Source organism: Pseudomonas sp. 8(2025), assembly GCF_052665325.1.
In genome coordinates, this window is record NZ_JBQOIE010000014.1 from 51,722 (window position 1) to 75,750 (window position 24,029).

Below are 24,029 nucleotides of genomic sequence, written 5' to 3' on the forward strand. Positions count from 1 at the left end.
CTGCGCCGGACCGGCTCCTAACGATTGCGCAGGCTTTCCAGCAGCTTGTGGGTCGGATAGCCATCCGCGGGCCAGCCCAGTGCCTGTTGGGCATTACGAATGGCCTTGCGGGTGTTGGCGCCGATGATGCCATCGGGATTGCCGGCGTCATAGCTGTTGGCACTGAGCAGTGTCTGTAGCTCGATGCGCTCGGAGCGGCTCAGGGGCAGGTCGTCCTTGGGCCAGCTGCCGCTGATCTGGCCGGCTCCGCCGAAGCGTTCGGAGAGCAGGTTCACCGCCAGGGCATAGGACGAGGAGTTGTTGTATTTGAGCACTGCCCGGAAGTTGTCCAGGATCAGGAACGCCGGGCCGCGGTAACCCGCTGGCAAGAGCAGTGAGGCCGACAGGTGTTCCGAGCCGTAAGGCAGGGCCTTGCCATTGGCAGGAGTCATGCCCAGGCGCATCCATTCGCCTACAGTCTTGCGGGTGGAGGCGTCGGCCAGGGCGTAGTCGAAACCACTGTTGAGCTGTACTTCAAGACCCCAGGGCTGTCCCTGCTGCCAGCCGGAACTCTGCAGATAGTGCGCGGTGGAGGCCAGTGCATCGGCCGGGCTGTTCCAGATATCCCGGCGGCCATCGCCGTCGAAGTCCACGGCGTGGGTGTTGTAGGTGGTGGGAATGAACTGGGTCTGGCCCATGGCTCCGGCCCAGGAGCCGAGCATTTTCTCGGGCTGTATATCGCCATGCTGGATGATCTGCAGCGCAGCGATCAATTGGCTGTTGGCAAAGGCCGGGCGCCGACCTTCATAGGCCAGGGTGGCCAGGGAGCGAATGACCGATTTGTTGCCCTGGAAGTCGCCGAAATTGCTTTCCATGCCCCACACCGCCACCAATGCCTGGCGGTCGACGCCGTAGCGCTGTTCGATCCGTTGCAGGATGTCGCTGTACTGCACCAGCAGTGCCTGGCCCTTGCGTACTCGGACCGGGGACAGCGCCCCCTCCAGGTATTCCCATACTGGGCGGCTGAACTCGGGCTGGCTGCGGTCGGCCTTGATCACGCTCATGTCCGGGGTCACGCCGGCAAAGGCGCGATCAAATACTTCGGCACGGATACCGGCGCCCAAGGCTTCGGCGCGGAAGGCGTTCAACCATTGGTCAAAGGTCTGGGTGGGCTGGATATCCAGGTTGTCGACGGTCAGGGGCGCGACAGTGGCAGGTGCGGCAAGAGGGGCTGCCTGGAGGCTGGGCAGTGGCTGGGCGTCGGCGGCGGTGGGTTTTTCCGCGCAGGCGACTAGCAGAATAAGGCTGGAGGCAGCGATCAGTTGGCGCATGTGCCAACGACGGGAAAGACAAAAGGGCATGCACGGGTCCAGAGAGAATAACAATCAGGTGCAGACCTTATCATGCCGGCGGGGTTCTGGGCTTCAGGCAGCCAGAAAGTAAGAAGCCTCCCAGCTTTTAGACTGGAAGGCTTCGCGGCGGTAGCTGCCTTTGCCCTTGGCCGGGCGTTCCTGACGGCTGCGGAACAGTGGCTGGGCGACGATGGATTTGGCCTTGTTGGGGCCATGCTTGGATGGCTTGCTCATGCTCAATACTCACTTTGGGAGGGAGGTGTTGCGGCGCAGATCATCGGCCAGAGTCGGGCCGCTGTCCAGCATCATGGATGCAGAAAATTGTAAGCGTGACGGGGTGGCAGCTTTACTCGGCCGCAAGCGTCAGGCGCTGGCCGGCCATCAGCAGCGATAAGCGGCTCAGGCTGCTCCAGGGCGAGCCACTGGCCTGTCCCTTGATCTGCGCATCAATGCGCTGGGCATCGAGCAGCAGTTGGCCCCAGCGTTGTGCGGAGTAGCGCTGCAGGGCTTTGCTCATCAGGGGTTTGCGTTTGTCCCAGACGGGCGGGCGAGCCTGGCTGAAGACCTTGTCCAATGGCACGCCCTGGCTGAACTGCAGGGCCAGGTTGGCCAGCAGGCGCAGTTCCCGGGACAGTGCCCAGAGAATCACCGGTGGTTCCACGCCTTCGCCGCGCAAGCCTTCCAGCATGCGCAGGGCATGGGCCGCTTCACCATTGAGGATGGCGTCCACCAGGCCGAATACGTCGAAGCGGGCACTGTCGGCCACCGCCGCCTGGACCGTTTCGACGGTGATCTGGCCGCCCTCGGCCATCAGCTTGAGCTTCTCGATTTCCTGGGCGGCAGCCAGCAGGTTGCCTTCGACCCGGGCGGCGATCAATTCGACGGCATCCTGGCTGGCGGACAAGCCGGCCTGGGACAGGCGCTGGCGAATCCACTGCGGCAGCTGGTTGGCATCCACCGGCCAGATCTGTACGAACTGAGTCTGGGTACCCTCGACCAGCGCCTTGCCCCATTTGGTTTTCTGCGCGCTGCCATCGAGTTTGGGCAGGCTGATCAACAGCACCGTGTCTTCGGCAGGCCGCGAACAGTATTCGATCAGCGCTGCTGCGCCCTTGTCACCGGGCTTGCCCGAGGGCAGGCGCAATTCCAGCAGGCGTTTTTCGGCGAACAGCGACATGCTGGCGCCTGCTTGCAGCAGGGTGCCCCAGTCGAAACTGGCGTCGGCGCTGAATACCTGGCGCTCATCGAAGCCCTGCTGGCGTACGGCAGAGCGAATGGCGTCGGCGGCTTCCTGACAAAGTAGTGGATCATCACCGCTGATCACGTAGATCGGTGCGAGAGTGCCTTGCAGGTGTTTGCCGAGTTGGGCGGGGGCTAGTTTCATAGGCGGGTGCCAGGGGGGGCGCCGGAGCGCCCCGCATGGCTTACTGGTTCGGCAGTTCCATAGGGGACTGTCGCGGGGTTTCCGCCTCAGCCTTGCGTGCGGCTTCCAGGGCGTCGGCTTCTGCCTTGGCCTTGGCTTCGGCGGTCGCCTGCAACTGGGCAAGCTGTTCCGGGGTCAGCAATTGCAGACGGATCAGCATGCGCTGGATCAGGTCACGACGCATTTCCTTGCGGGTCTCGGAAGACTCCTGGTCGGAACCGGTGATGTTGTTGCCGTCGTGCAGGAAGACTTTCTGCACTTCCAGTTTGTCATCCAGCAGGTGCAGGTTGTCGTGAGTCAGGATCTCATATCTGAGCGTGGTGCCGATCTCGTACTCGGCCGAGCTGCCACCGCCGGTGTAGCTGAGGGTACGCTGGGAGTTCTCCTCGCTCAGCAGCACCAGCTTGTAAGGTGCGCCGGCATGGACTCGCACACCGCTGCTTTCCAGCTGCTGCTTGAGCATCTTGATGGTGGTGCCGTAGGCGTCCCGGGCGCTCAGGTCCAGTTCCTTGATGGACAGCTCCTGGGTTCCAGTACCGCGCAGCTGGAAGCCGCAGGCGCTCAGCAGCACGGCCAGGCCCATCACCAGCAGATTACGTTTGATCATGTATTGCTCCCCTTGAAACCAGATGGGCCAACCTTGTGGCCCTGGAGGTTTTATTCGGCGCCCGATCCCGGACCGGGCGCCTGATCCAATTAGCTGGCGACGATGTTGACCAGTTTGCCCGGCACCACGATGACCTTGCGAATCGTAAGGCCTTCGGTGAAGCGCAGTACGTTCTCGTTGCTGCGAGCGGCCGCTTCGACTTCTTCACGGCTGGCGCTGGCTGGCATCTCGATCTGGCCACGCAGTTTGCCGTTGACCTGGATCACCAGTTGCAGGCTGTCCTGCACCAGCGCGCTTTCGTCCAAGGCTGGCCAGCCGGCATCGATGATCGCGCCGCCTTGACCCAGCTGGCCCCACAGCTCATGGCTGATGTGTGGAGTGATCGGGGCGAGCAACAGGGCTACGGTCTGCAAGCCTTCCTGCAGCAGTGCACGGTCCTGTTCGCTGCCTTGCGGCGCTTTTTCCAGGACGTTCATCAGAGTCATCACCTGGGCGATGGCGGTGTTGAATTTGTGATGCTGGCCTACGTCCTGGCTGGCCTGCTTGATGGCCAGGTGGATTGCACGGCGAATGGCTTTCTGCTCGTCGCTCAGGGTCGCTACATCCAGAGCCCCCGGCAGCCCCTGGCTGACGTGGGCCTGGGCCAGGCGCCAGACGCGCTTGAGGAAGCGGTGCGCACCTTCAACGCCAGAGTCGGACCATTCCAGGCTCATGTCGGGCGGCGAGGCGAACATCATGAACAGGCGGCAGGTATCGGCGCCGTATTGTTCGATCATCGATTGCGGGTCGACGCCATTGTTCTTCGACTTGGCCATCTTCTCGGTGCCGCCGATCTCCACCGGCAGGCCGTCGGAGATGAGTTTGGCGCCAATGATCTTGGCCTTGCTGTCACGCTCCAGCTCGACATCCGCCGGGTTGTACCAGGTGTAGCTGCCATTGGCTTCGCGACGGTAGTAGGTCTCGGCAATCACCATGCCCTGGGTGAGCAGGTTCTTGAACGGCTCGTTGGAACTCACCAGGCCTTCGTCACGCATCAGCTTGTGGAAGAAGCGCGCGTAGAGCAGGTGCAGGATGGCGTGTTCGATACCGCCGATGTACTGATCCACCGGCAACCAGTGGTTGGCCGCGGCCGGATCTACCAGGCCGGCTTCATAGTGCGGCGAGGCGTAACGGGCGTAGTACCACGAGGACTCGACGAAGGTGTCCATGGTGTCGGTTTCACGCTTGGCAGGTGCTCCACATTTCGGGCAGCTGCACTCGTAGAACTCGGGCATGCGCGCCAGTGGCGAACCGGCGCCATCGGGAACCACGTCTTCCGGCAATACCACCGGCAACTGCTCTTGCGGGACGGGTACATCGCCGCAGCTGTCGCAGTGGATGATCGGGATCGGGCAGCCCCAGTAGCGCTGGCGGCTGATGCCCCAGTCCCGCAGGCGGAACTGGGTGCGCGATTGGCCGAGGTTCTTCTTCAGCAGCGCCACTTCGATGGCATCGAACGCGCCAGGGAAGTCCAGGCCGTTGAACTCGCCGGAGTTGATCAGCTCGCCATGCTCGCCGTAAGCGTCCTGCCAGGGCGCCGGAGTTTCATCGCCAGCGCTGGTGCGTACCACGGCCTTGATCGGCAGGTTGTACTTGGTGGCGAACTCGAAGTCGCGCTCATCGTGGGCCGGTACCGCCATGACTGCGCCGTCGCCGTAGTGCATGAGCACGTAGTTGGCGACCCAGACCGGGAGTTTTTCACCGGTCAACGGGTGCTCGACGAACAGCGAAGTCGGCAGGCCTTTCTTTTCCTGGGTCGCCATGTCGGCTTCGGCGACGCTGCCACCCTTGCATTCGGCGATGAAGGCCTGCAGCTCGGGGTTGTCCTGCGCCGCCAGGGTGGCCAGCGGGTGCTCGGCTGCCACGGCAACGTAGGTCGCGCCCATCAGGGTGTCTGGACGGGTGGTGAAGACTTTCAGGGTCCCGGCTTCGCCGATGGAGGCCTGGTCGTAGGGAAATTGCACTTCCATGCCACGGGATTTGCCGATCCAGTTGCGTTGCATGGTCTTGACCTGCTCGGGCCAGCCCGGCAGTTCGTCGAGGCTCTCCAGCAGCTCATCCGCGTAGGCGGTGATCTTGAAGTAGTACATCGGAATTTCGCGCTTTTCGATCAGCGCGCCGGAACGCCAGCCGCGGCCGTCGATCACCTGTTCGTTGGCCAGCACGGTCTGGTCGATGGGGTCCCAGTTCACGGTACCGTTCTTGCGGTAGATCACGCCTTTTTCGAACAGGCGGGTGAACAGCCACTGTTCCCAGCGGTAGTAGTCCGGCTTGCAGGTGGTGACCTCGCGGGACCAGTCCACCGCCAGGCCCAGGCTGCGCAGTTGGGTCTTCATGTAGGCGATGTTTTCGTAGGTCCACTTGGCGGGAGCCACGTTGTTTTTCATCGCGGCGTTTTCCGCCGGCATGCCGAAGGCGTCCCAACCCATGGGTTGCAGAACGTTCTTGCCTTGCATGCGCTGGTAGCGGGAGATCACGTCGCCGATGGTGTAGTTGCGCACGTGCCCCATGTGTAGCTTGCCGCTGGGGTAAGGGAACATCGATAGGCAGTAGTAAGTTTCCTTGCCTGGCTGTTCACTGACTTCAAAGGACTTTTGCTCGTCCCAGAACGACTGGGCGGCGGCTTCGATTTCACGGGGCTGATAGTGTTCGTGCATGGCTACTTTTGTACTGAATAGGGGTGGCCTAATCCTCTTCAACGCAACTTCGGGTGGCGATGACGCCAAATGCGGCGTTTTTCAGTGCCCGATGGAGCTGGAAGTGGAGTTACAGGAAGCGCCGTAGCATACATGACCGCACTCTGCCGAGGGAAACCCTGATTGCTCGGGCGGGCCGTTGGTCGCGGCGGCGCGTCGCTTTCGGCTGTCCGACTAAGCTCAAAAAGGGGAGTGAGTCTTATCTTCGATGAGGTGAACGGATGCTTGAATCGCAGCGAAAAGCAACAGAACCGGAGGTGTATGAAAGGCTCCTCAATCGACTGGCTCTGGCCCTGGATGCGGCAAAAACGGCGGATCGACTGCGCAATGAGCGGCCTATCGAGCTGGAGCTGCGGGGGTTGAGCCGGGCGGAGTTTGAATTGATCAGGGCCTATCTGGCCCGCCATCAACGTGAAATGCAGATCAATCCAATGGGCAGTCTGCAACACCAGGAGGTGCCTCGTTCGGCCAAGATCATTTGGCTGAAGGATCAGGCGCCCGTCAAGGCATCGGTGAAAGTCCGATCTCAGCAGTTCAAGTAGGTCCCAGGGCCCCTTATCGGGTCGAGCGAGGTCGCGGCCGAGGACCTCGGGAGCAAAAATACCAGGCATTGGTTGTTGCCGGACAGGTATCCCCTTTAGGCTTCGGGCATCTTGTTGGAGATGCTCGATGCCTTTTCGCTATTTCATCAAACAGTTGCTGCTGCCGCCCGGCATTCTATTGCTGTTGCTGCTGCTTGCCTGGGGCTTGCGCCGTTCCCGGCCACGGCTGGCAGGTTGGTGTTTTGCCTTGGGGCTGGGTGGTTTCTGGTTGATGAGCCTGCCGGTCATGGTGGAGTGGGGCGCGCGCGGTCTGGAGCGCCTGCCGCCCTTGCCCCAAAGCCAATGGGCGAGCCTGGCCGAGCAGGCGGATGTGATTGTGGTGCTGGGTTCGGGGCGGGAGCGGGGCGATCCGGCGTGGGGCTCTGATCAGCCCACCGGCGTGGGCCTGGAGCGCGAACGCTATGCCGCGCGCCTGGCCAAGGCCTCCGGGTTGCCGGTGCTGACCAGCGGCGGCTTGCATTACGGTACGCCGCCCACCGAGGCTGCGTTGATGGCGCAATCCCTGCTCGATGACTTTGGCGTGACGGTGCGCTGGCAGGAAGGCCGCAGCCGCACCACCTGGGAAAACGCGCAGTTCAGCGCCGAAGTCCTGCTGCCATTGGGGATCAAGCGTGTGGTGGTGGTGACCCAGGCCTGGCACATGCCCCGCTCGGTGTGGAGTTTCGAGCACGCCGGGTTTGAAGTGGTGCCTGCACCCGTGGGGTTCCTGGGAATGGATAACGCCCGTCCGCTGGGAGGCTGGATGCCTGAGTTCAAGTCGATCTGGCAGAGCGGGCAGTTGCTCAATGAGGCAATGGGCCAATTGGGCTACCGGTTGTTCTATCGCTGATGGCAATCCGGCTCCCTTGGGAGCCGGATTGCCAGTGAGGGCCCTCAAACGGTCTTGGCAATACGGCTGGCCAGCAAGGCCCAGCCAAACAGCAGGGTGCAGAGCACCACCAGCGGCCAGGAGCGCCATTGCAGATACGGCGTCAGGTTGTGCATGGGCACGACTTCGCCGTACAGAATGCCGCGCTCGAACTGGGGAATCTGCACCGTGATCCTGCCGAACGGATCGATCAGCCCGGTGACGCCGTTGTTGGTCGCGCGAATCATCCAGCGCCCGGCTTCCAGGGCGCGCATCTGCGCCATCTGCAAGTGTTGCAGGGGGCCGATGGAAGTGCCGAACCAGGTGTCATTGCTGATGGTCAGTAGCAGGTCGCTACGGGCCGAAAGGCTGGCGGCGAATTCGGGGTAGACCACTTCGTAGCAGATGAACGGCGCTATCTGATAGCCCTTGGCCTGCAGCAGCGGCTGGTCGGCCGGGCCGCGGGCGAAGTCCGACATCGGCAGGTTGAAGAAGTCGATCAGGCCGCGCAGCACTTCCTGCAGGGGCACGTACTCGCCAAAAGGCACCAGCTTCTGCTTTAGGTAGGTGCCGTCCCCTTCGCCGGTCACGGTGATGCCGTTGAAGTAGCGTTTTTCATGGCGTACCAGTTGGCGCACCGGAACGCCGGTAATCAGCGCGGAATGACGGTCGGCGGCAAAGTTGCCCATCATCGTCAGGTAGCCTTCGGCCGACTCCTTGAGCACCGGTACTGCGGTTTCTGGCCAGACCAGCAGGTCTACGCGCTTGCTGCGAAAACTCATGTCGCGATACAGCGCCAGCTGGGCGTTGAGCTCGGCCGGGTCCCACTTCATGCTCTGTTCGATATTGCCCTGGATGGCGGCGACCGATAGCGGCTCTCCGGCCGGGCTGGTCCAGGCATGGCCTTTCAGGGCCAGGCCCACGACCCAGGGGGCTGCCAACAGGAGCACGCCCGCAACGATGAAGGCTTTGCGCCCGGCCTTGATCAGTCGCGGCAGGTTGTAGAGCAGCGCTGCGGTGAGGGCCAGGGAGAAGGAGATCAGCCAGATGCCGCCCAGCGGCGCAAGCCCGGCCAGTGGGCCGTCAAGCTGGCTGTAGCCGGAATACAGCCAGGGAAAACCGGTGAGGAACCAGCCGCGAAAGGCTTCCTGGCCCAGCCACAGGGCCGCGAATGCCAGGGCGTCCGCCAGCGGCGCTTCATTGCGTCGCAACCAGCGGGCCCAGAGCCAGGCAGGCAGTGCAAAAAACCAGGCGATGGCGGCGATGAAGGCCAGCATCAGCAGGCCGGCAAGCAGGGCCGAGGCGCCTCCATAGGTGTGAATGCTGACGTAGATCCAGCTGGTGCCGGCCCCGAACAGGCCGAAGCCGAAGCACCAGCCGCGGCCCAGGGCCTGGCGCGGTGTCAGCTCGCGCAGCCCGGCATAGAACAGGCCGACTGCTAGCAGCGCCAGAGGCCAGATGTTGTAGGGGGCCAGGGCCAGGGTGGTGATGGCGCCGGCGATCACGGCCAGCAGGTTGCCGGGCCAGCCGGGGCGGGTTGAGCGCTGCAAGAGGCGTTTCATCAGCTCTTTCCTGTGTCGTACCGGGCGAGGCACGAGGAGAATGGTTGGGTTGTTTCAGATGAGCGTCGAGTCACGCAGCGCTGCTCGGCCGATGCGTCCCCGCACTGTATCGCCTGAGGCCGGGCAAGTGGCCTCAAGACGATATCGCGGTGCGGGGGAGGGCAGATGACCCGTTTCCTCAGCGGGAAATGGGGGTCAGGCGCAGCAGATGAATCCGCCGGCTGTCGGCGTTGAGCACGCGGAAGCGATAGGCGCCGATTTCAGTGATTTCGTTGCGTTTTGGCAAGTGGCCGAACGCACTCATGACCAGGCCGCCTACGGTGTCGAATTCGTCGTCGGAAAAGTCGCTGTCGAAAAACTCGTTGAAGTTCTCGATGGGCGTCAGCGCCTTGATCAGGAAGTCGCCGCTGGGCAGTGGCTTGATGTAGCTGTCTTCCTCGACGTCATGTTCGTCCTCGATGTCGCCGACGATCTGTTCCAGCACGTCTTCGATGGTCACCAGGCCTGCCACGCCGCCGTACTCGTCGATGACGATGGCCATGTGGTTGTGGTTGGCGCGGAACTCGCGCAGCAGCACGTTCAGGCGCTTGGACTCGGGGACGAAGGTCGCCGGGCGCAGCAGGTCCTTGATGTTGAAGCTGTCACCGTTCTCCTTGAGGATCAGCGGCAGCAGGTCCTTGGCCAGCAGGACGCCCATCACGTCGTCATGGCTTTCGCCGATCACCGGGTAGCGCGAGTGCGCCGAATCGATGACTGCGGGCAGGAACTCCCGAGGGGTCTGGGTCGCCTTGATGCTGATCATTTGCGAGCGCGGAACCATGATGTCCCGGACTTGCAGGTCAGCGACCTGGATGGCGCCTTCGACGATGGCCAGCGCTTCGCTGTCCAGCAACTTGTTCTGATGGGCTTCGCGCAGCAGCTCCAGCAGCTCCTGGCGGTTTTTCGGCTCATGGGCAAAAGCCTGGGTCAGTTTGCCCAGCCATGACTTTTGCCCGTTGCTCGATCGATCTTCGCTCATAGCGATTGCTCTGAATCCTTGGTTGTTACAGGGGGTTGTTGATCAGCTTTCGTCATCTGCATAAGGGTCCGGATGACCCAGTTCTGCAAGCAACGTTCGTTCCAGCGCTTCCATTTCTTCGGCTTCGTCGTCATCTATATGGTCGTAGCCCAACAGATGCAAGCAGCCGTGAATCACCAGATGGGCCCAATGGGCCTGAAGTTCCTTGCCTTGTTCAGCCGCTTCGCGCTCGACCACCGCAATGCAGATCACCAGGTCCCCCAGCAATGGGATATCCAGCAGCTCATCCGGTACATCGGCAGGAAATGACAGCACATTGGTGGCGTAATCCTTATGACGCCAGGTGTGGTTCAGCTCACGCCCTTCTGCTTCGTCCACCAGGCGGATGGTCAGTTCCGAATCGGCGGTGCGCTGGCGCAGGGCCAGCTCGCACCACTGGCGGAACTGTTCATCGCTGGGGGCCGGCTGTTGGCTGGCGCGCTGCAGGTCAAGCTCAAGCATCGTGGCGGTTGCCTCGGTCTGCGGCAGCCTTGGCGGCCTCGTCGGCAGCGTGCAGTTCGAAGCGCTCATAGGCTTCGACGATGCGTTGCACCAGCGGATGGCGCACCACGTCCTTGGGCATGAAGTGAGTGAAGCTGATACCAGGCACATCCTTGAGTACGTTGATCACATGGGCCAGGCCGGACTTGGTGCCCTTGGGCAGGTCGACCTGGGTGATGTCGCCGGTGATCACCGCAGTGGAGCCGAAACCGATCCGTGTCAGGAACATCTTCATCTGTTCCACGGTGGTGTTCTGGCTCTCATCGAGGATGATGAAGCTGTTGTTCAAGGTGCGGCCGCGCATGTAGGCCAGGGGCGCGATCTCGATGACCTGGCGTTCGATGAGCTTGGCCACGTATTCGAAACCGAGCATTTCATACAGGGCGTCGTACAGCGGGCGCAGGTAGGGGTCGATCTTCTGGGCCAGGTCGCCGGGCAGGAAACCGAGCTTTTCGCCGGCTTCTACCGCCGGGCGCACCAGCAGGATGCGTCGCACCTGCTCGCGTTCCAGGGCGTCCACGGCGCAGGCCACGGCCAGGTAGGTCTTGCCGGTACCGGCCGGGCCAATGCCGAAGTTGATGTCGTTGCCGAGGATCTCTTTGACGTAGCGCTGCTGATTCAGGCCGCGGGGGCGAATCATGCCTTTCTTGGTGCGCAGGGCCACGGCGGCATCGGCTACCGAAGGGTTGTCCAGCTCTTGCACGGCAGACTCCTGCAAGAACAGGTGGACCAGGTCCGGCGACAGCTCGGTGCCCTTGGTTTCCCGGTAGAGACGGCGCAGAAGGTTTTCCGCGGAGGTGGTTTGCTTGGGTTCGCCGATCAGTTCGAACTGATTGCCGCGGTTGCGGATCTCGATCGTCAGGCGCTGTTCGATCAAGCGCAGATGCTCGTCGAATTGCCCGCACAGATTGGCGAAGCGGCGAGCCTCGAAGGGCTCGAGGATGAAACGATGAGGTTCTATGGGTGCGTTCAAGGTCGTTTTTAGCCGCCCAACGGCAATTAAGATGAATTCAAGGATAACGCCAGCAGCCTGGGTGCGAAAGCTCTTATGCGGAGCAAGGGCTGCTGGGGCTTTTCCCTGCCAGGTTATTGCAGCAGGGAGCCGCGCAGCGAGTGAGGCTGCGCCGAGTCGATGTACACGTCGGCGAACTGGCCGATCAGCGTGGGATTGTCACAGCGGAAGTTGACGATGCGGTTGTTCTCGGTCCGTCCCTGCAGTTCGCCCGGGTCTTTCTTCGAGTAGTCGGTCACCAGGATGCGCTGGGTAGAGCCGACCATTTGTCGGCTGATTTCAAAACCTTGCTGGTTGAGGCGGTGCTGCAAGGCGTTGAGCCGTTCCTTTTTCACCGCCTCCGGTGTTTCGTCGGCCAGGTCGGCGGCCGGTGTTCCCGGCCGTTGGCTGTAGACGAAGGAGTAGGAGAAGTCGAAACCGACGTCTTCGATCAGTTTCATGGTCTGCTGGAAATCCTTCTCCGTCTCGCCTGGGAAGCCGACGATAAAGTCCGAACTGATGCAGATTCCCGGAACAGCCGCCCTGAGCTTGCGCAGCTTGGACTTGTACTCCAGGGCGGTGTGATTGCGCTTCATGGCCGCGAGGATCCGGTCCGAACCGGATTGCACCGGCAGGTGCAGGTGCTTCACCAGTTCTGGTACTTCGGCATGCGCCTGGATCAGGCTGTCGGAGAACTCCAGCGGATGTGAGGTGGTGTAGCGGATTCGCTCGATGCCATCGATCGCGGCAACCACACGAATCAATTCGGCCAGGTCGGCCATGCGCCCGTCGTGGGTTTGGCCGCGATAGCCGTTGACGTTCTGGCCCAGCAGGGTCACCTCGCGGACGCCGTTTTCCGCCAGGTGGATGATCTCGGCGATCACATCGTCGAAGGGCCGGCTGACTTCTTCGCCGCGGGTGTAGGGCACGACGCAGAAGGTGCAGTACTTGCTGCAGCCTTCCATCACCGAGACATAGGCGCTGGGGCCATCGATCCGGGGCTCGGGCAGGTGGTCGAACTTTTCGATTTCCGGGAACGAGACGTCGACCTGCGGCAATTTGGTGATGCGCGCGACGTCGATCATTTCCGGCAGGCGGTGCAGGGTCTGCGGGCCGAAGACCACGTCCACATAGGGTGCGCGGTCGCGGATGGCCGCGCCCTCCTGGCTGGCCACGCAGCCGCCTACGGCGATCACCATGTCCGGATTGGCCAGCTTGAGCTCACGCCAGCGCCCGAGCTGGGAGTACACCCGGTCCTGGGCGCGTTCGCGAATGGAGCAGGTGTTGAGCAGGATGACGTCCGCATCTTCGGCGCGTGCGGTGACTTCCAGGGCCTGATGTTCGCCCAGCAGGTCCACCATGCGCGAGCTGTCGTACTCGTTCATCTGGCAACCGTGGGTTTCGATGTAAAGCTTCTTGGCCATGGACGGGATCATCACGTGATTCAAAGAACCGCGCATTATAGGGGCCATGCCCACAGGTTCCTAGGGTTGTGCATCGGGTAGCTATGCTATAGTTCGCGCCCTATTTTTGTCCCCCGATGTGTTACCCGCCCGCCATGACCAAACGTGAAGCTCCAATCTACAAGGTGATTTTCCTCAACCAGGGCCAGGTGTTCGAAATGTACGCCAAGCAGATCTATCAGAGTGATCTGTGGGGTTTCCTGGAAGTGGAAGAGTTCGTCTTTGGCGAGCGCACGCAAGTGGTCGTTGACCCGAGCGAGGAGAAGCTCAAGGCCCAGTTCGAAGGTGTAGTGCGCAGCTTTGTGCCGATGCATTCGATCGTGCGCATCGATGAAGTCGAGCGCCTGGGTACGCCGAAGATCAGCGAGGCCCGCGGGGTGAGCAATGTCATGCCGTTCCCGATGCCGATGCCGGAAAAGTAAGCCTGGCCGATTCCGTCTTTCCGGGAGGGCGGTTGTCTGTGTGGAAGCCGGCTCACCGGCGACTGAGGCGCAAATGCCTACGGCAGGGGCGAGAAGGGTGAACGCCCATCGGCGCTCTGCAGTTCCATCAGGTATTTGCGGAAAATCTGTCCCAGTACCTGGGTCGCAACTTCCAGTTCGTCGCGCTGCATGTGTTCGGCGACTTCGTCGGCGGTGTCCAGGGCGTCTTCGGCGCCATTGACCGCAGCCATCTTCAGCACGATGTAAGCCTGCACGTTATTGGCCGGCACGCCTTCACCGTGGAAGAACATGGTGCCCAGCTTGAATTGCGCCTGGGCATGGCCTTGCAAGGAGGCCTTTTCGAAGTAGCTCAGGGCTTGATTGAAATCTTGCGGCGCACCTTTGCCCTCGTAGTAGAACTCGCCCAACTCGTATTGCGCCTCGGCATCCCCCTCGTCGGCGGCCTTCTGGCAGGCGGTGAGGGCCTCGGCCTGGTCCTGAGCCTGGGGATCGAGGGTGCAGCGACCCAGCGCCGGGATCAACAACGAGTTGCCACCTGCTTGTGCATGCGCGAGCAGGGGCTGAAGGAGCAACAGGCAGCCCAGTGTCAGGGCGCGGCCGGTGCGGTTCATGGGAATCGACTTACCTCTGAGGGGCGCGGGGCCCAGCGTGGGGCCCAATAAGCGCGCATTATGAAATAAGCAGGGCCCACCTTACAAAGTCTTTACTCGTTTTTCTGCTGCGTGGGCGCTATATCCCAAGGATTCATCAGCATTTGCAGGTTTCACTGCAGAAAATTCAAGTAAAGACTACAACGGGCGTGATGTTTCACACGCCCGCCGTCCAGCGCTTACTTCAGGGCGGCGAATGCCCGCTCTGCCGCATCCAGCGTCAGTTGCAACTCGGCCTCGCCGTGGGCGATGGAGGTGAAGCCCGCTTCGAAGGCACTCGGCGCCAGGTACACGCCGCCTTCCAGCATCAGGTGGAAGAAGCGCTTGAACAGGTTGGCGTCGCTGGCCATCACATCGTCGAAGGTGACGATGTCATCGGCACCGCTGAAGTACAGGCCGAACATGCCGCCAGCCTGGGTGGTGACGAACGGAATGCCTGCTGCATCGGCGCGTTGTTGCAGGCCTTCGAGCAGACGGCTGGTGTAGTCGCTCAGTTCGGCGTGGAAGCCCGGGCGGCTGATCAGGCGCAGAGTGGTCAGGCCAGCGGCCATGGCCAGCGGGTTGCCGGACAGGGTGCCGGCCTGGTAGACCGGGCCCAGGGGCGCGATGTGCTCCATGATCTTGCGCTTGCCGCCGAAGCAGCCTACCGGCATGCCGCCGCCGATGATCTTGCCGAAGGTCGACAGGTCGGGTGTCACGCCGTAATGGGCCTGAGCGCCACCGAGGGCAACACGGAAACCGGTCATCACTTCGTCGAAGATCAGCACTACGCCGTGCTGATCGCAGAGGCGACGCAGGCCTTCGAGGAAACCTGGTGCCGGGGGTACGCAGTTCATGTTGCCGGCCACTGGCTCAACGATGATGCAGGCCACTTCCTGGCCTACTTCGGCGAGCATTTTTTCCACCGCCGCAATGTCGTTGAAGGGCAGGGTCAGGGTGTGCTTGGCGAAAGCCGCGGGCACACCGGCGGAGCTCGGCACGCCTTGGGTCAGGGCGCCGGAGCCAGCCTTCACCAGCAGGCTGTCGGAGTGGCCGTGGTAGCAGCCTTCGAACTTGATGATGCTGTCCCGGCCGGTGAAGCCACGGGCCAGGCGAATGGCACTCATGGTGGCTTCGGTGCCCGAACTCACCATGCGCACCATTTCCATCGACGGCACGATGGAGCACACCAGGTCGGCCATTTCGGTTTCCATGGCGGTCGGTGCGCCGTAGGACAGGCCGTGTTCCAGTTGCTTGCGCACGGCGTCCAGGACATCAGGGTGGCTGTGGCCAAGAATCATCGGGCCCCAGGAGCCAACGTAGTCGACATAGCGCTTGTCGTCTTCGTCGGTGACGTAGGCACCTTCTGCGTGTTTGAAGAACAGCGGGGTGCCGCCCACGCTCTTGAAGGCGCGGACAGGCGAATTGACGCCACCCGGGATGTGTTTCTGGGCGTTGGCAAACAGGGTTTCGGAACGAGACATGATCGGGCTCTCAAAAATCAGCTGTTGAATAGGGCGTTGAAGGCGCGGGCGCGGCGGGTCACTTCTTCGGCGCTCTCGGCGCCGAACAGGCCGTGGACCACCGCCAGCAGGTCGGCGCCGTGGTTCACCAGTGGCGCGGCGTTGTCCAGGGTGATGCCGCCGATCACGCAGATCGGCAGGTGCAGGCTGGCCCGGGCCTGGTCCAGCAGCTCCAGGCTGGCCGCAGGCGCGCCGGGCTTGGTGGTGGAATTGAAGAAACGGCCGAAGGCGACATAGCTGGCGCCTTCCTTGGCGGCTTGCTCGGCCAGTGGCAACTGGCTGTGGCAGGTGGCACCGATGATCGCCTGGCGGCCCAGCAAGGCTCGGGCCGGGGTCAATGGGCCATCAGTCTGGCCCAGGTGCACGCCGGCACCGATACGCGCCGCCAGCTCGGCATCATCGTTGATGATCAAACGGGTCTTGTAGCGCTCGCACAAGGCCAGCAGGGTTTCGGCTTCCCGCAGTCGGCGGGCCTGGTCGTCGCTTTTGTCGCGGTACTGCAACAGCGTGACACCGCCTTCCAGCGCCGCCTCCACGTACTTCAGAAACTTGCCGGCCAACAGTTGGCTGTCGGTGATGGCGTACAGACCACGTAGTTTCATTGAGCAGGCCTCATGACATTACGAGCAGAAATCCAGCGGCAAGCGGCGCGGAACGAACTGGCCACGGCCAAGCTGTTCGGCATCGCGCAGGGTGCGCCAGGTGTAATCCAGGGCGGACTTCACCGCACTGGCCAGGTGTTCACCTTGGGCCAGGCGGCCGGCCAGTGCGCTGGCCAGGGTGCAGCCGGAGCCGTGGTAGCTGCCCGGCAAGCGCTGGCAGGTATAGGTTTTGCGCAGGCCGTCACGGCTGTACAGGCGATTGTGGACTTCGTGTTCATCGCCGTGGCCGCCGGTGATCAGCAAATGCTTGACGAAGGGCAGGAGTTTTTCGGCGCATTGGTCGGCGCTGCCTTCAGGCAGTTCCGCGAGAATTCGGGCTTCGGGAAGGTTGGGGGTGGCAATGGTTGCCAGGGGCAGGAGGCGCTCGCGCATGGCGTAGCCGACCTCATCCTTGCCCAGCCGGCCACCGCCACCGGCGCGCAACACCGGATCGCAGACCACTGGCAGGTGCGGGTGGGCCTGGAGCAGCTCGACCACGGTGTCGACCATCTCCAGGGAACCGAGCATGCCCAGCTTGACCGCCGCTACCGTGGAGTCGTTGAGCACGGCATTGGCCTGGGCCAATACCCACTCGCGATCCAGGACGCGGAAGTCGCTGACATTGACCGTGTCCTGCACGGTCAACGCGGTGACAGCCGGAGCTGCATGACAACCCTGAGCCAGCAGGGCTTCGATATCTGCCTGCAGGCCGGCGCCACCACTGGGGTCGTGGCCGGAGAGACAGAGGACAACGGGGCGAGAGCTGTAGATATTCATGGGCGGCGAGCTTACCACCAAACGTTTTTTTTCGCGGCGCTCGACATATAAGAGAGGGGCGATCTGGCGCCGGCCAGCCCACTTGACCGAAGCAACAGCTCTAGCCCGCTGGATTGCGCTGAAAGCCCCGTTCTAGAGCCTTTAGACTAAAACTTACAATGGTGTTCAATGGCCATCAGCGGCTATGCTAGAGTGGATTCAAATCAATAACAGGTCATGCCGGTTCTACGTCTGCTCAAGGGAAATGGGGGACTTCCTGACACCACCGGACAAGCCACGCTGGGGCTTTATGCACTATTTGCTGATGTTGCTGTTGAGCTTGCCGATGCTGGCTGGCGCCGCCGAGTTCGACGAGTTCACTCAACGCCTGCCCTTGGGCCGAGTGATGCAAGTACTCGAAGACGCGGGGGGTGAGGCGACCATTGCCGATGTCAGCTCGGGGCCTCTGGCTGAACAATTCAGACCCCACGACAAAGACACCCTCAACGCCGGTTATTCGCGCTCGGCGTTCTGGCTGAAGATCGACCTCGACTATCGCCCCGCCAACCCGAGCGCACAACGCAGCTGGTTGCTGGAGTTGGCCTATCCGCCTCTGGACCACCTTGAACTGTACGTCCCTGACGAGTCTGGTGGTTATCGCCTGGCGGGTCGTACCGGGGATGCCTTGCCCTTCGACAGTCGAGAGATTCGCCAGAACAACTACCTGTTCAACCTGAATTTTTCTCCCCACGAGCACAAGACCGTCTACCTGCGGCTGGCCAGTGAAGGCTCGATCCAGGCGCCGGTGAGCCTGTGGTCCAGCAGTGCTTACCTGGAAGCCCAGCCGGTGCGGTTGTATGTGCTCGGGCTGATTTACGGCGTGCTGCTGGGGATGCTGGTGTACAACCTGTTCATCTACCTCAGCGTGCGGGACACCAGCTACCTCTACTACATCGTCTATATCGCTTCCTTCGGTCTCTATCAGCTGTCGGTCAACGGCGCCGCAGTGGAGTACTTCTGGCCCGACAGCCCCTGGTGGGCCAATGCCGCGACACCGTTCTTCATCGGTTCGGCAGGTTTGTTCGGCAGCCAGTTCGCCCGCAGCTTCCTGCAGACTTCCCGCCACAGCCCCTGGGTCGACCGTGTGCTACTGGCCTTGATGGCCTTTGGCGCGCTGGTCATGGCGCTTTCACTGATGACCAGTTATGCCCTGGCATTGCGCCTGGCCACCACCCTGGCCCTGGTGTTCACCGTGGTGATCTACGTGGCCGGGATTGTCGCCTGGTGTCGAGGCCTGCGCGTGGCACGCTATTTCATCATCGCCTGGTCGGCCTTTTTGTTTGGAGGGGTGATCAACACCTTGATGGTGCTGGGTTATCTGCCGAATGTGTTCCTGACCATGTACGCCAGCCAGATCGGCTCGGCGATCGAAGTGGCGTTGCTGTCCCTGGCCCTGGCCGATCGCATCAATGCCATGCGTGAGCAACAGGCCCAGACACTGCTCGAAGCCGGGCAGAAGCTTGAAGTGTTGAACCAGCAACTGGCCCACAGCAACCGGCTCAAGGACGAATTCCTGGCCACCCTGACCCATGAGCTGCGGACCCCGATGAATGGCGTCATCGGCTCCCTGGAACTGATGCAGACCCTGGAACTGGATCCGGAGCTGGAGCAATACCAGCAGACAGCGGCCGGCTCGGCGCGGGACATGATGCGCATGGTCAACGGCATTCTGACCCTGACCGAGCTGCAGGCCGGCAAGCTCAGTGCCCAGCGTCAGCCGTTCAGCCTGCGCTCCCTGCTGACGACACTGCAGACCCAATACGGCGCCAGTGCCGCCGCCAAGTCGCTGGCTTTCCAGATCGACTTGAGCGCCGGGCTGCCCGATCGCTTGCAGGGCGACCGCTGCAAACTCAGCCACTGCCTGGAGTGCCTGCTGGACAATGCCATCAAGTTCACCCCTTCGGGCAGCGTGGTGCTGCGGGTGCTCACGCGTTCCGTGTCAGCGCAGCGGGTCAGCCTGAGTTTCGAGGTGATCGACAGCGGTATTGGCTTCGTCAACCTGGATGAAGCGACCCTGTATCAGCGTTTCTTCCAGCTCGATGGTTCCATGACCCGTGAATATGGCGGGCTGGGTATCGGCCTGGCGATCTGTCGGCAGTTGGTGGAGTTGCTGGGCGGGCAATTGACCCACGAATCCACGCCAGGCCGAGGCAGTTGTTTCCGCCTGCTGGTGGAGTTCGACGCCCAGGAACCCGCCCCGCGCTCGCCGGTGGCAGTGGCGCGACGCTTGCCCCGGGACTGCACCGTGCTGCTGGTGGACGACAACGACGTCAATCAGTTGGTGGTCAGGGGCATGCTGCTCAAGCTGGGCTACCAGGTGCGCACCGCCGGTAGCCCTACTGATGCCCTGCAATTGCTCGGGCGTGAGCTGGTCAGTGCGGTGTTGATCGATGGCGAGATGTCCACGGCGCAACTGGGGGCGTTTCGCTTGCAGGCCCAGGCGCTGCCCGGCTATTCCCAATTGCCCATCCTGCTGGCCTGCGTGCCCGGCAAAGAGGGCTGCCCGGCGGGGGCTGGCTCCGACTATCTGGCTAAACCGGTGAAGTTCGAGGCCTTGCAAACGGCATTGTCGAGATATGTGCTCTCTGTGGAACAGGGCGAAAGCGCCGACATTTAGGCAGGTATGCCACTTTGTTCGGGGTGGGGGCGGTGCTTAACTGGGGTCTTGGCACACCCTGAAGGAGCCCCGCGATGAACCTCCACCAGTTCGCTGAAACCCACGAAGTCACCAACCAGCCGCCAGCTTTGGACGGCGCCAATCTCTATCGGATCGACCTGCCGCTGCAGCAATGGATGCGCCGTTTCGATGCCGGTTGGGCCGAGTCGCGGGTCGACGCCTATGGCGCCCTGGCCGGTGGTCCGTTGATGGAGGCGGGGTTCCTGGCCAATCAGAACAAACCGGTATTTTCCAGCCACGACCGCTTTGGCCACCGGATCGATCTGGTGGAGTTTCATCCCGCCTATCACCAATTGATGCAGGCGGCGATCGAAGCCGGCCTGACCTCACTGCCCTGGACCGATCCGCAAGCGGGGGCCCACGTTGCCCGCGCCTCCATGACCTATCTGCACAGCCAGGCCGAGGCCGGCAGCGGATGCCCGCTGACCATGACCTTCGCCTGTGTACCGGCCTTGAAGCTGCAACCGGATATCGCCGACCAGTGGCTGCCCAAGATCCTTGCCACCCGGTACGACCCGCGCAATGTCGGCATGCAACACAAGGCCGGGCTGACCATCGGCATGGCCATGACCGAGAAACAGGGCGGCACCGATGTGCGTGCCAACACCACCCGGGCCTACCCGGTGGGGGCTGGCGGCCCCGGGCAGGCGTACGAGCTGGTGGGCCACAAATGGTTCTGTTCGGCGCCGATGTGCGATGCCTTCCTGACCCTGGCCCAGACCGACAAGGGCCTGACCTGCTTCCTCCTGCCCCGGCACCGTCCCGATGACACGCGCAACCAGTTCTATATCCAGCGCCTGAAGAACAAGCTCGGCAACCTTTCCAACGCTTCCAGCGAAGTGGAGTTCCGCGGTGCCCTGGCCTGGATGATCGGCGAGGAAGGCCGCGGCGTGCCGACCATTATCGAGATGGTGGCCATGACCCGTTTCGATTGCATGGTCGGCTCCAGCTCCCTGATGCGCCAGGCCCTGACCCAGGCCAGCCATCACTGTGCCCATCGCACCGTGGGCGGGCGGGTGCTCAGCGAGCAGCCCCTGATGCAGAACGTGCTGGCCGACCTGGCCCTGGAAAGCGAAGCGGCCCTGGCCCTGAGCATGCGTATGGGGCGGGCCCTGGATCATCTGGACGATGCCCAGGAGGCGAAGTTTTCCCGGCTGGTGACGGCGGTGGGCAAGTACTGGATCTGCAAGCGGGCCCCGGCGATGATCAACGAGGCGGCGGAGTGCATGGGCGGTGCCGGTTATGTCGAGGACAGCATCCTGCCACGGCTGTACCGCGAGGCGCCGGTGAACTCCACCTGGGAAGGCTCCGGCAACGTGCAATGCCTGGATGTGCTGCGAGCCTTGTCGAAGGAGCCGGGCGTGCTGGACGCCTTGTTCGCCGAATTGGGCGATGGCCATGGCGACAAGCGCCTGGCCGCCCATATCAACGGGCTGAAGGAGAGCTTCAAGGACACCGGCGACATTCAATACCGTGCTCGTCAACTCACCGAGGACATTGCCCTGGGCCTGCAGGCCAAGCTCTTGCTGGAAGCCGGCAACCAGGTGGTCAGCGACGCTTTTATCGCCAGCCGCCTGGGCGGCCAGGGCGGGCGGGTCTACGGCACCTTGCCGCGTGGCCTGGACGTGGCGGCCATTGTCGCCCGCTCCTCCCCTCAGGGCTTCTGACCCTCCCCGGCGCCGGCTTCCCGGCGCCTGCGGTGATTACGCTGTTCCCGTGGGACGGTCTTGCAGGCAAGATGAACGCCTGCAAGTTCAGAACACAGGATGCTTATCGTGACCGAAGCTTTTATTGTCGTTCAAACCGCCGAGCAAGCCGTGGACCGGCTTGCCGCCCTGCATGAGCGGGCCACCACGGCGCTGAGCCAGGCGCTCAAGCGTTATCTCAAGGACCGGGTCGAGCCGGATGCCGAGCAACGAGCACTGTTTCGCTACCCTGAGTTGCGCCTGACCTACCACTGCCACGGCGAAGTCCCACAGACCACAAGGGCCTATGCCAAGGTCCAGTTGCCGGGCACCTACAGTGTCACCGTGACCCATCCTGCAGCCTTCCGTAATTACCTGCTTGAACAATTGGTGCCGTTGATGCACGACTTCACCGTGACGGTGGAAGTGGGCGTCAGTGAGCAGAACATTCCTTATCCCTATGTCGTGGAGCAGGGCGACGAGCTGGCAGGTTCCGGCGTGACCGCTGCGGCGCTGGCGCGGGTGTTCCCGAGTACCGACCTGTCGGCCGCCACCGATGGCATCGCCGATGGCCTCTACGATTGGGAAAATACCCATCCGCTGCCCCTGGCGCTGTTCGATGCCGCGCGAGTGGATTTCTCCCTGCGGCGCCTGGTGCACTACACCGGTAGCGACTGGCGTCATGTGCAGCCGTGGATCCTGCTGACCAACTATCACCGCTATGTGGACCAGTTCATCGTTCATGGCCTGGAGCAGTTGCGCAGCGATCCGCGCTTTGTGCGCATGGTCCTGCCGGGCAACGTGATCATCGAGAAAAGCATGGATCACGGCGAGGCCTCGGCCATCGCCGCCGGTGTGGTCTGGCACCGCTACCAGATGCCGGCCTACCACTTGCAGGCCAGCGATGGCCACGGTGTGACCCTGGTGAATATCGGTGTCGGCCCGTCCAACGCCAAGAACATCACCGACCACCTGGCGGTGCTGCGTCCGCATTGCTGGCTGATGATCGGCCACTGCGGCGGCCTGCGGCAGTCCCAGACCATTGGCGACTACGTGCTGGCCCACGCTTATATGCGGCGCGACGGCATTCTCGACCGCGTGGTGCCGCCGAACATTCCGATTCCGGCCCTGGCCGAAGTCCAGTTGGCGTTGCAGCAGGCGGCGGCCAATGTCACCGGGGAAAAGGGCGAACAACTGAAGAAACGCCTGCGCACCGGCACCGTGCTGACTTACGACGACCGCAACTGGGAGTTGCGTTGGGCCGAGGAACGCCCGCTGATCAACCTGTCCCGGGCCGTGGCGGTGGACATGGAAAGCGGCACCATCGCCGCCCAGGGGTATCGCCTGCGGGTGCCGTACGGCACCTTGCTGTGTGTCTCGGACAAGCCATTGCACAGTGAAATCAAGTTGCCGGGCGCGGCCAACGCCTTTTATGAGCGTGCGGTCAGCCAGCATCTGAAGATCGGTATCGAAGCGGTGGACCTGATGCGCAGCGAGCTCAACTCCCTGCACTCGCGCAAACTGCGCAGCTTCGACGAGCCGCCTTTCCGCTAAGCGTTTAAGCCATGGTCATTTGGCGGTCAGGCCACTAGCATTGTCGGTCCTGATCGCTGAATGTTCCTGCTCCCATGTCCCGTCCGCCCCGTCCCGCTTCCCGCCGCCCTGGCGCCAAACCGTTTTCCTCCTCTCCCGCCAAGCGTGTGGCCAAGGCCGCGCCGGTCGAGCCGAAGCTGATCCTGTTCAACAAGCCTTTCGATGTGCTGACCCAGTTCAGCGATGGCGAGGGGCGGGCCACGCTCAAGGACTTCATTGCGGTTCCCGGGGTCTACCCGGCCGGGCGCCTGGATCGCGACAGTGAAGGGTTGCTGCTGTTGACCAATGACGGGCAGTTGCAGGCGCGCATCGCCGATCCCAAGCACAAGCTGGCCAAGACCTATTGGGTGCAGGTCGAGGGCGAGCCCAGTGCCGAGCAGTTGCAGCGCTTGCGCGAAGGTGTGCAGTTGAATGACGGCATGACCCTGCCGGCCGAGGCGCGTCAGCTCGAAGAACCGACGCTATGGCCGCGCAACCCGCCGGTGCGCTTTCGCAAGAGCGTGCCCACCAGTTGGCTGGAGCTGGTGATACGCGAGGGGCGCAACCGCCAGGTAAGGCGCATGACCGCTGCGGTGGGGCTACCGACCTTGCGCCTGGTGCGGGTCAGGATCGGCGACTGGACCCTGGATGGCCTGGAGCAGGGCCAGTGGAAAGAGGTGGCGGCGCGCTTATAAGGCGCCGGACTCGATCAGGCCGATCACCACGCTCTTGATGATGAATGCTGCAACGCCCAGGCCCAGCACGAAGAACAGGATGAACGAGCCGAAGCGCCCGGCCTTGGACTTCTTGGCCAGGTCCCAGACGATGAAGCCCATGAAAATGATCAGGATGCTGACCAGGCCGGTCATCATCCACTCTTCGAATACTGCTGGGTCCATCACTCATCTCCAGTGCAGGCAGGGC

The 24,029-nt window shown here is 62.6% G+C and carries 22 protein-coding genes; 7 read left to right on the top strand and 15 right to left on the bottom strand.

All coding sequences use genetic code 11. The features are described from left to right. Positions 1-17 precede the first annotated feature (17 nt). The 5 genes from ACUXVH_RS24035 to leuS form a co-directional block, all read right to left on the bottom strand. Entirely contained in the window at positions 18-1,340 is a 1,323-nt protein-coding gene (locus ACUXVH_RS24035) for a lytic murein transglycosylase (protein WP_015637165.1), read from the bottom strand. A gap of 63 nt (positions 1,341-1,403) precedes the next feature. Further along, on the bottom strand, positions 1,404-1,565 hold the full coding sequence (gene arfA / locus ACUXVH_RS24040) for an alternative ribosome rescue factor ArfA (protein WP_015637164.1): 162 nt from the start codon (positions 1,563-1,565) through the stop codon (positions 1,404-1,406). 112 nt (positions 1,566-1,677) lie between these two features. Next, positions 1,678-2,715: a DNA polymerase III subunit delta gene (gene holA / locus ACUXVH_RS24045; protein ID WP_065363623.1), complete on the bottom strand. Its 1,038-nt coding sequence runs from the start codon at positions 2,713-2,715 to the stop codon at positions 1,678-1,680. Between the two features lie 40 nt (positions 2,716-2,755). Beyond that, the gene (locus ACUXVH_RS24050) at positions 2,756-3,361 is read right to left on the bottom strand and encodes an LPS-assembly lipoprotein LptE (RefSeq protein ID WP_015637163.1); all 606 of its coding nucleotides are present in this window, start codon (positions 3,359-3,361) and stop codon (positions 2,756-2,758) included. Between the two features lie 89 nt (positions 3,362-3,450). Further along, positions 3,451-6,057 carry a leucine--tRNA ligase gene (leuS, locus tag ACUXVH_RS24055; protein ID WP_065363624.1) on the bottom strand — a complete coding sequence of 869 codons (2,607 nt, stop codon included), beginning with the start codon at positions 6,055-6,057 and terminating at the stop codon, positions 3,451-3,453. Between the two features lie 260 nt (positions 6,058-6,317). On the opposite strand from leuS, the gene ACUXVH_RS24060 reads away from it, so the two are divergent. Beyond that, positions 6,318-6,638 carry a hypothetical protein gene (locus tag ACUXVH_RS24060; RefSeq protein WP_011063656.1) on the top strand — a complete coding sequence of 107 codons (321 nt, stop codon included), beginning with the start codon at positions 6,318-6,320 and terminating at the stop codon, positions 6,636-6,638. Between the two features lie 127 nt (positions 6,639-6,765). Further along, the gene (locus ACUXVH_RS24065) at positions 6,766-7,527 is read left to right on the top strand and encodes a YdcF family protein (protein WP_015637160.1); all 762 of its coding nucleotides are present in this window, start codon (positions 6,766-6,768) and stop codon (positions 7,525-7,527) included. A gap of 44 nt (positions 7,528-7,571) precedes the next feature. On the opposite strand, the gene lnt is transcribed toward ACUXVH_RS24065, so the two are convergent. The 5 genes from lnt to miaB form a co-directional block, all read right to left on the bottom strand. Then, positions 7,572-9,095 (bottom strand): apolipoprotein N-acyltransferase, encoded by a 1,524-nt coding sequence (lnt, locus tag ACUXVH_RS24070; RefSeq protein WP_053160199.1) that lies wholly within the window; start codon positions 9,093-9,095, stop codon positions 7,572-7,574. Between the two features lie 190 nt (positions 9,096-9,285). Further along, on the bottom strand, positions 9,286-10,125 hold the full coding sequence (locus ACUXVH_RS24075; RefSeq protein ID WP_011063653.1) for an HlyC/CorC family transporter: 840 nt from the start codon (positions 10,123-10,125) through the stop codon (positions 9,286-9,288). Between the two features lie 42 nt (positions 10,126-10,167). After that, on the bottom strand, positions 10,168-10,626 hold the full coding sequence (gene ybeY, locus ACUXVH_RS24080; RefSeq protein ID WP_011063652.1) for an rRNA maturation RNase YbeY: 459 nt from the start codon (positions 10,624-10,626) through the stop codon (positions 10,168-10,170). Continuing rightward, positions 10,619-11,638 (bottom strand): PhoH family protein, encoded by a 1,020-nt coding sequence (locus ACUXVH_RS24085; protein ID WP_065363625.1) that lies wholly within the window; start codon positions 11,636-11,638, stop codon positions 10,619-10,621. Before ACUXVH_RS24085 ends, ybeY begins: the two co-directional genes overlap by 8 nt. A 113-nt stretch (positions 11,639-11,751) precedes the next feature. After that, positions 11,752-13,080 (bottom strand): tRNA (N6-isopentenyl adenosine(37)-C2)-methylthiotransferase MiaB, encoded by a 1,329-nt coding sequence (gene miaB / locus ACUXVH_RS24090; protein WP_011063650.1) that lies wholly within the window; start codon positions 13,078-13,080, stop codon positions 11,752-11,754. A gap of 134 nt (positions 13,081-13,214) precedes the next feature. On the opposite strand from miaB, the gene ACUXVH_RS24095 reads away from it, so the two are divergent. After that, on the top strand, positions 13,215-13,541 hold the full coding sequence (locus tag ACUXVH_RS24095) for a DUF1820 family protein (RefSeq protein WP_007927079.1): 327 nt from the start codon (positions 13,215-13,217) through the stop codon (positions 13,539-13,541). 77 nt (positions 13,542-13,618) lie between these two features. On the opposite strand, the gene ACUXVH_RS24100 is transcribed toward ACUXVH_RS24095, so the two are convergent. The 4 genes from ACUXVH_RS24100 to ACUXVH_RS24115 form a co-directional block, all read right to left on the bottom strand. Next, positions 13,619-14,173: a tetratricopeptide repeat protein gene (locus ACUXVH_RS24100; RefSeq protein ID WP_011063648.1), complete on the bottom strand. Its 555-nt coding sequence runs from the start codon at positions 14,171-14,173 to the stop codon at positions 13,619-13,621. Between the two features lie 218 nt (positions 14,174-14,391). Further along, a complete protein-coding gene (hemL, locus tag ACUXVH_RS24105) occupies positions 14,392-15,675 on the bottom strand; it encodes a glutamate-1-semialdehyde 2,1-aminomutase (protein WP_011063647.1) in 1,284 nt (427 codons plus the stop codon). A 17-nt stretch (positions 15,676-15,692) separates the two neighbouring features. Further along, positions 15,693-16,316 carry a thiamine phosphate synthase gene (gene thiE, locus ACUXVH_RS24110; RefSeq protein WP_011063646.1) on the bottom strand — a complete coding sequence of 208 codons (624 nt, stop codon included), beginning with the start codon at positions 16,314-16,316 and terminating at the stop codon, positions 15,693-15,695. A gap of 18 nt (positions 16,317-16,334) precedes the next feature. Continuing rightward, on the bottom strand, positions 16,335-17,132 hold the full coding sequence (locus ACUXVH_RS24115) for a hydroxymethylpyrimidine/phosphomethylpyrimidine kinase (protein ID WP_015637156.1): 798 nt from the start codon (positions 17,130-17,132) through the stop codon (positions 16,335-16,337). Between the two features lie 289 nt (positions 17,133-17,421). Here ACUXVH_RS24115 and ACUXVH_RS24120 point away from each other — a divergent pair, with 289 nt between their 5' ends. The 4 genes from ACUXVH_RS24120 to ACUXVH_RS24135 all read left to right on the top strand — a co-directional run bounded on the left by ACUXVH_RS24120 (position 17,422) and on the right by ACUXVH_RS24135 (position 23,800). Then, entirely contained in the window at positions 17,422-19,788 is a 2,367-nt protein-coding gene (locus ACUXVH_RS24120) for a hybrid sensor histidine kinase/response regulator (protein WP_011063644.1), read from the top strand. A 74-nt stretch (positions 19,789-19,862) separates the two neighbouring features. Further along, positions 19,863-21,515, top strand: a complete 1,653-nt coding sequence (locus ACUXVH_RS24125; RefSeq protein ID WP_065363626.1) for an acyl-CoA dehydrogenase family protein — start codon at positions 19,863-19,865, stop codon at positions 21,513-21,515. Between the two features lie 99 nt (positions 21,516-21,614). Then, on the top strand, positions 21,615-23,087 hold the full coding sequence (amn, locus tag ACUXVH_RS24130) for an AMP nucleosidase (RefSeq protein ID WP_015637154.1): 1,473 nt from the start codon (positions 21,615-21,617) through the stop codon (positions 23,085-23,087). A 146-nt stretch (positions 23,088-23,233) separates the two neighbouring features. Further along, the gene (locus ACUXVH_RS24135; protein WP_161466734.1) at positions 23,234-23,800 is read left to right on the top strand and encodes a pseudouridine synthase; all 567 of its coding nucleotides are present in this window, start codon (positions 23,234-23,236) and stop codon (positions 23,798-23,800) included. Here ACUXVH_RS24135 and ACUXVH_RS24140 read toward each other — a convergent pair. Beyond that, positions 23,795-24,004, bottom strand: a complete 210-nt coding sequence (locus ACUXVH_RS24140; RefSeq protein ID WP_003228500.1) for a DUF2788 domain-containing protein — start codon at positions 24,002-24,004, stop codon at positions 23,795-23,797. The two genes, ACUXVH_RS24135 and ACUXVH_RS24140, sit on opposite strands and share 6 nt — an antisense overlap. Positions 24,005-24,029: the final 25 nt, after the last annotated feature.

Bases quoted from the DNA above. Each gene is read 5' to 3' on its own strand.
- thiE (WP_011063646.1), bottom strand. From the start codon at position 16,316: ATGAAACTACGTGGTCTGTACGCCATCACCGACAGCCAACTGTTGGCC.
- ACUXVH_RS24075 (WP_011063653.1), bottom strand. From the start codon at position 10,125: ATGAGCGAAGATCGATCGAGCAACGGGCAAAAGTCATGGCTGGGCAAA.
- leuS (WP_065363624.1), bottom strand. From the start codon at position 6,057: ATGCACGAACACTATCAGCCCCGTGAAATCGAAGCCGCCGCCCAGTCG.
- amn (WP_015637154.1), top strand. From the start codon at position 21,615: ATGCTTATCGTGACCGAAGCTTTTATTGTCGTTCAAACCGCCGAGCAA.
- ACUXVH_RS24120 (WP_011063644.1), top strand. From the start codon at position 17,422: ATGCACTATTTGCTGATGTTGCTGTTGAGCTTGCCGATGCTGGCTGGC.
- ACUXVH_RS24115 (WP_015637156.1), bottom strand. From the start codon at position 17,132: ATGAATATCTACAGCTCTCGCCCCGTTGTCCTCTGTCTCTCCGGCCAC.
- arfA (WP_015637164.1), bottom strand. From the start codon at position 1,565: ATGAGCAAGCCATCCAAGCATGGCCCCAACAAGGCCAAATCCATCGTC.
- ybeY (WP_011063652.1), bottom strand. From the start codon at position 10,626: ATGCTTGAGCTTGACCTGCAGCGCGCCAGCCAACAGCCGGCCCCCAGC.
- holA (WP_065363623.1), bottom strand. From the start codon at position 2,715: ATGAAACTAGCCCCCGCCCAACTCGGCAAACACCTGCAAGGCACTCTC.
- ACUXVH_RS24140 (WP_003228500.1), bottom strand. From the start codon at position 24,004: ATGGACCCAGCAGTATTCGAAGAGTGGATGATGACCGGCCTGGTCAGC.
- ACUXVH_RS24035 (WP_015637165.1), bottom strand. From the start codon at position 1,340: ATGCCCTTTTGTCTTTCCCGTCGTTGGCACATGCGCCAACTGATCGCT.
- ACUXVH_RS24095 (WP_007927079.1), top strand. From the start codon at position 13,215: ATGACCAAACGTGAAGCTCCAATCTACAAGGTGATTTTCCTCAACCAG.
- miaB (WP_011063650.1), bottom strand. From the start codon at position 13,080: ATGGCCAAGAAGCTTTACATCGAAACCCACGGTTGCCAGATGAACGAG.
- ACUXVH_RS24065 (WP_015637160.1), top strand. From the start codon at position 6,766: ATGCCTTTTCGCTATTTCATCAAACAGTTGCTGCTGCCGCCCGGCATT.
- ACUXVH_RS24050 (WP_015637163.1), bottom strand. From the start codon at position 3,361: ATGATCAAACGTAATCTGCTGGTGATGGGCCTGGCCGTGCTGCTGAGC.
- ACUXVH_RS24100 (WP_011063648.1), bottom strand. From the start codon at position 14,173: ATGAACCGCACCGGCCGCGCCCTGACACTGGGCTGCCTGTTGCTCCTT.
- ACUXVH_RS24125 (WP_065363626.1), top strand. From the start codon at position 19,863: ATGAACCTCCACCAGTTCGCTGAAACCCACGAAGTCACCAACCAGCCG.
- hemL (WP_011063647.1), bottom strand. From the start codon at position 15,675: ATGTCTCGTTCCGAAACCCTGTTTGCCAACGCCCAGAAACACATCCCG.
- ACUXVH_RS24060 (WP_011063656.1), top strand. From the start codon at position 6,318: ATGCTTGAATCGCAGCGAAAAGCAACAGAACCGGAGGTGTATGAAAGG.